9 protein-coding genes are annotated in these 4436 nt (G+C 32.5%); 7 read left to right on the top strand and 2 right to left on the bottom strand.

Features of this window, described 5'->3' with window-relative positions; genetic code table 11:
• The 7 genes from VJ881_09125 to VJ881_09155 all read left to right on the top strand — a co-directional run.
• The coding region (locus VJ881_09125) for a hypothetical protein (GenBank protein HKL76214.1) at positions 1-234 on the top strand (234 nt) is incomplete at its 5' end.
• 11 nt (positions 235-245) lie between these two features.
• Positions 246-491 (top strand): hypothetical protein, encoded by a 246-nt coding sequence (locus tag VJ881_09130; GenBank protein ID HKL76215.1) that lies wholly within the window; start codon positions 246-248, stop codon positions 489-491.
• 307 nt (positions 492-798) lie between these two features.
• The gene (locus VJ881_09135; protein HKL76216.1) at positions 799-1035 is read left to right on the top strand and encodes a hypothetical protein; all 237 of its coding nucleotides are present in this window, start codon (positions 799-801) and stop codon (positions 1033-1035) included.
• Between the two features lie 20 nt (positions 1036-1055).
• A complete protein-coding gene (locus tag VJ881_09140; GenBank protein ID HKL76217.1) occupies positions 1056-1382 on the top strand; it encodes a hypothetical protein in 327 nt (108 codons plus the stop codon).
• A gap of 55 nt (positions 1383-1437) precedes the next feature.
• Positions 1438-1566 carry a hypothetical protein gene (locus tag VJ881_09145; GenBank protein HKL76218.1) on the top strand — a complete coding sequence of 43 codons (129 nt, stop codon included), beginning with the start codon at positions 1438-1440 and terminating at the stop codon, positions 1564-1566.
• 43 nt (positions 1567-1609) lie between these two features.
• The gene (locus VJ881_09150; GenBank protein ID HKL76219.1) at positions 1610-2290 is read left to right on the top strand and encodes a KilA-N domain-containing protein; all 681 of its coding nucleotides are present in this window, start codon (positions 1610-1612) and stop codon (positions 2288-2290) included.
• A 10-nt stretch (positions 2291-2300) separates the two neighbouring features.
• Positions 2301-2456, top strand: a complete 156-nt coding sequence (locus tag VJ881_09155) for a hypothetical protein (protein HKL76220.1) — start codon at positions 2301-2303, stop codon at positions 2454-2456.
• 79 nt (positions 2457-2535) lie between these two features.
• Here VJ881_09155 and VJ881_09160 read toward each other — a convergent pair whose 3' ends face one another.
• Both VJ881_09160 and VJ881_09165 read right to left on the bottom strand, forming a co-directional pair.
• Complete coding sequence (locus VJ881_09160; GenBank protein ID HKL76221.1) at positions 2536-2985, bottom strand: hypothetical protein; 450 nt, start codon at positions 2983-2985, stop codon at positions 2536-2538.
• A gap of 180 nt (positions 2986-3165) precedes the next feature.
• Positions 3166-4436, bottom strand: a 1271-nt coding sequence (locus VJ881_09165; GenBank protein ID HKL76222.1) for a hypothetical protein, incomplete at its 5' end; no start/stop codon positions are given.

The raw sequence follows: 4436 nt of genomic DNA on the forward strand, positions 1-4436 counted from the left end.
ATGAAAGCAGAATTTGAATTAAGCTTAGATACAAACGGAAAGTCAATGATAAAATTTATGCATTCCGATAAAAGTGAATCTCTTGAGCAGAAAATACTAAAAGTATTTATAGAAGCTGCAAAAGAGAAAGGAATAACACTAAAGAAAATATCCGGGTTTGCAACTACAGGAGGTAGTAGTTTCGATAGTTATGAGATACAAATAGATGATAACAAAAGTGCTATTGACTATTAATTTGATTAACCATGCAACGAAAAGAACAGTATTTAAACGCTACTTCCGTTAAACTTGAAAACAAGAGGGTAACAGTATTTACAAGAGGAGAAAACTTATTTGTCAAGATAGATGTATTTGATAAATCCCTACCCAAACTTTCTCACCACGAAGTAACTAAAAACAAGGTAATATCATCTGTTACCGGATTAAAAAAAGACACTGCTATTGCGCTTATTGATTGTTTGGTTGATGAACTGAAAAGACAAAACGATTAATTATGAACAGAATAATAATTAATAATAAGACAGATTTAACGGACTTAGATGCAATATATATTGTTGAGTCAGTTATAAGTGCCGGAAGAATTTCTAATTATGGAAAACAATACTGCTATTTATCGACTTGGGATGACAACGGCAAAGAATATCAAATTACTACCGACTTGCGCAAAAAGAGTGATTCGTTTACAATAATTGAAGTAAAAAAATAAAATGAAACGCTCAAAAAGTCAATGAGAATAAATGATTTAAAAGAATAAAAAAAAATTAAAACAGGAATAAAATGAAACGGAGCTCCAAAATCGTGAAACAGAACCCTGAAATAATAAAACGCAGTCTTAAAACAAGTGAAACAAATGAAACAGATACGTTAAGATGTTTAGTATTTGGAGGTTACAAGAGTTTAGAGGGACATTTTGTTCGGTTAATAGAACCTTCTGAGGTAAAAAGGTCAGGTGTTAATAGTTGGTTTGCAGTAATCATTGTTTCCGGGAAGAAGGCCCTGTTTAATTTAGACAAGTATTCAGTAAAGATATTATAACACTAAAACTTATAAAAGCTATGAAAGAAGAGATTGTTGAGATTTTAAAGAAAGAAGGCACTGTAATAAGCAATTACATTGTATTCGATTTGTCGAGTTACAAATACGTATATTTTGGTTTAGATGATGGTGCCCTTATTGTTTACACCGATGTATTTAAAACTGGTGTTTCGGTTCCTCCAAAAGTTTATTATTTCTCAGAGGAAAAACAAGAATGTACTAATGAGGAATTAGAAGAACTTTTAATGAGAATGAGAATCCGAGTATTAATTAATGAATCGACTTATGATAAAAAGAAAAAGTTTGTTAATCCCTTTAATATTACTATTAACGAGTTATGCGGATAAATTTAATTCGCACGATGAACATTTAAAATTAGTATATGAAGAGGAGGGAGTAAAAGTGTACCACAGTAAAAATTTAGATATTAAGCAACATCCCAGGCATTTAGAAAACTGGGATGTAATCAATTATTTTTATTGGGAAAAGGATTATAATTCAATAAACGCACCGGGAGTGAAAAGCCAATGACAGTTAAAGCCTGTAACGGTGTGTTTACTTAAAAAGAAAAACCATGAAAACAAATCAGAATATGATTAGAAAGTTAGATAACTTCAATGTTATTCAACGAACAAGTGATGGTTACTTTGATGCTAATTTATTACTTACTCAATGGAACAAAATGCCTTCAAACAAAAGGAGAAGGATGGATGTATTTTTAAATTCTGACAAGACAAAGGAATTTATAGAAGAACTCAATATTTCAGAGATAGAGCCAAAGGGAGAAAATTGCCACACTGATAATCAATCAGTTAAGATCAAGAAAGGTAGAAAAACTAAAATAGGTCAAACAAGAGATGAAGTATGGATGCATCCGTACCTTTTTATTGATTTTGCTATGTGGATTAACCCTAAATTTAAGGTTCAAGTAATAAAATTTATTTATGACCAGCTTATAAAATTTCGCCACGATGCCGGAGACAATTACAGGAAGTTATGCAATGCTCTTGGTAAGTTTAGCGACGTTGAATGGAGTGAAGTAGGCAAAATGTTAAACTTTGTAGTATTTGACGACCATGAGAAAGGTTTAAGGAATAAAGCCACTTCTGAACAGGAAAATGATTTACAACAACTCGAAAGAGATATGTGCCGATTTATTGAAATGGGTTTTGTAAACTCATACGCTCAATTTAAAAAGGTTCTTAGGAAAGAATGGCACAAAAGGCATGGTAAAGTTCCGGTTGTTTTAACTTAAAAAATATATCATGAGTAAAAAAGAAAAAGAAATGGAATTAGTGTTATCGGATGAAGAATTAGAGATAATATTTTATAGAGAAAACCGTAAAATAACAATAACTAAAAAACAGGCTAAAACGCTTTATGTTTTATTAAATAATTTTAAGACTATAAATTTAATTTAAACCAGTCGAATTCGATGCCTTTAAAAATTAAAGCCTCCTTAACCGGGAGGCTTTTTTTTATTTGTTAAAATATTAGAGGTTAACGAACCTGCTCATCCATTTTATTAACAAGCTCATTCAAAACAGAACGTACCGATCTATCTCCTCTGAAATATGCTGACATAACAATCTCTCCGGTTTCTAAATCAACTAACCGGGCCGAGAAGTTTCTATAAGCCCAGTATAAAACATCATAGTAGTACGTGTAATTCATTTCTAAGGCGTAAATAGAGTTTAACTCTGTTACAGAGTATATTTCTGCCTCTGTCTCGTTATTAACCCAATCATCTCCTTTATTTTGGTCTTTATACTTAACTGCTTTTTTGGCTGTCGAGTATGAAATAACTTTAAATCCTTTGGAGAATAAAAGGTGATTTAATTCTCCCACCGTTCCACTCATATCTTCTTCTTGAGCAATTGTTACAGCGGAGTTTCTGTTGATTGTCGTATTAGGGTTTGTTGTTACCTGAACTACTCCGCAGGAACTCATAACTACTGTTAAAAACAGAAATGTGATAATCTTTTTCATAATAATAAGCTTTTAAACAAATTTAAACCCTTTAGGAACAAAAAGCAAACATATTTATTAACATATAAAAAAAACAGGGCTATCAACCCTGTTTTGGTGCTTATTTATCTATGATGGTTCTTAACTCACCCAACCATACGATTATCTTAACTTGTTACTGTATTTCTCTTCAAATTCTATTTCTAAAGAGGTTATCTCTGAATCTTTTAATTGCCCGGCAAAAACAATAATGATATATCGTACGGATGCAGGGATTCTTTTACTCATGATATCAAAGAACGTACCATCGGCATCCGGCTGAACGCCACGCATAAATGAGTAAGAGTTTCCGTCAATACTGCCAAAAACATAAAACCCTGATTTTGTTAGCTCTTTAACGTTTAAGTTACATCGTTGTACTATCCGGTCAACCCTTTTCCGGTTATTGGTTCCTAATTTTATAGGTCTTGTTTGGATTAGTACAGAAGTATATTTAGTGTTGTACTCGTACTCAGTAGTTAAATCGTACAATATGCCATTGTAATAACCTAAATAAGATGGGTAAGTATTTATCACCTGTGTAAAAAATATATCTGTTCTTTTATACCATGTTTGGGAGTCGATATTATAAACCCAAATATACCCTTTATCGGCTACATTGCTATGGCTAATTAATATTTCGTTATTCAAGTTGTCATAGGCAATAACAGACGAAGCTAAATAGGTTAACAGGTCTGTATCTCCAATGTAATCGTATAAATCAACCAGGTATTCGCTGTTAAGGTACGATTCATATGAACTATTGCTTGTAAGGTAGGTTTTAGGGTCCCCTTCTGCCGGTAACGATATATGAATAACATCTCTCCCGGATAAAAGCTTTAATCCTTTTTCAGTAGTAAATGCAACACCACCTTTAACACTTAATATAGAATCAGCATTGTTGCATACCTCTCCGTTTAAATCTATGATATTTGAGTAAAGGATATCACCTGTATTTCCTTGTGCTAACGCTTTTATTCCTTGTGTTGTAAATACATACAATGGGAATTGCCCATGCTGTCCTTCGGATAATGGTTCCGTGGCTGCTGCCATACCAATAATTTCATTTTCTGATGTTCCTATCTGATAAGAGTTTTCGGCCATGTAAACTAATGGGTTATCTAATAAAGATGCTTGTAACCTGTTTTTATCAGTAAGGTATCTCCTTTCGGTTAAAGTATAACTACCTCCTGTAAATTTTGTTTCGTCAACCTGTTCAAGAGATTCTGTGGCTAAATCAAAACAATAGTATGAAAAATTTAAAAATGGATGTGGTGTTAAATTAAATTCATAATATATATCACCTGTTTCTGCATCTGCTGAGCCAGCCCTATAAGACCCTGAATAGTTGCTCATAAATTGTATTTTATAAGCTCTGCTGTCAGGGTAAGCTA

The organism is Halanaerobiales bacterium, assembly GCA_035270125.1.
Lineage (GTDB): Bacteria > Bacillota > Halanaerobiia > Halanaerobiales > DATFIM01 > DATFIM01.

Bases quoted from the DNA above. Each gene is read 5' to 3' on its own strand.
- VJ881_09130 (HKL76215.1), top strand. From the start codon at position 246: ATGCAACGAAAAGAACAGTATTTAAACGCTACTTCCGTTAAACTTGAA.
- VJ881_09160 (HKL76221.1), bottom strand. From the start codon at position 2,985: ATGAGTTCCTGCGGAGTAGTTCAGGTAACAACAAACCCTAATACGACA.
- VJ881_09150 (HKL76219.1), top strand. From the start codon at position 1,610: ATGAAAACAAATCAGAATATGATTAGAAAGTTAGATAACTTCAATGTT.
- VJ881_09155 (HKL76220.1), top strand. From the start codon at position 2,301: ATGAGTAAAAAAGAAAAAGAAATGGAATTAGTGTTATCGGATGAAGAA.
- VJ881_09140 (HKL76217.1), top strand. From the start codon at position 1,056: ATGAAAGAAGAGATTGTTGAGATTTTAAAGAAAGAAGGCACTGTAATA.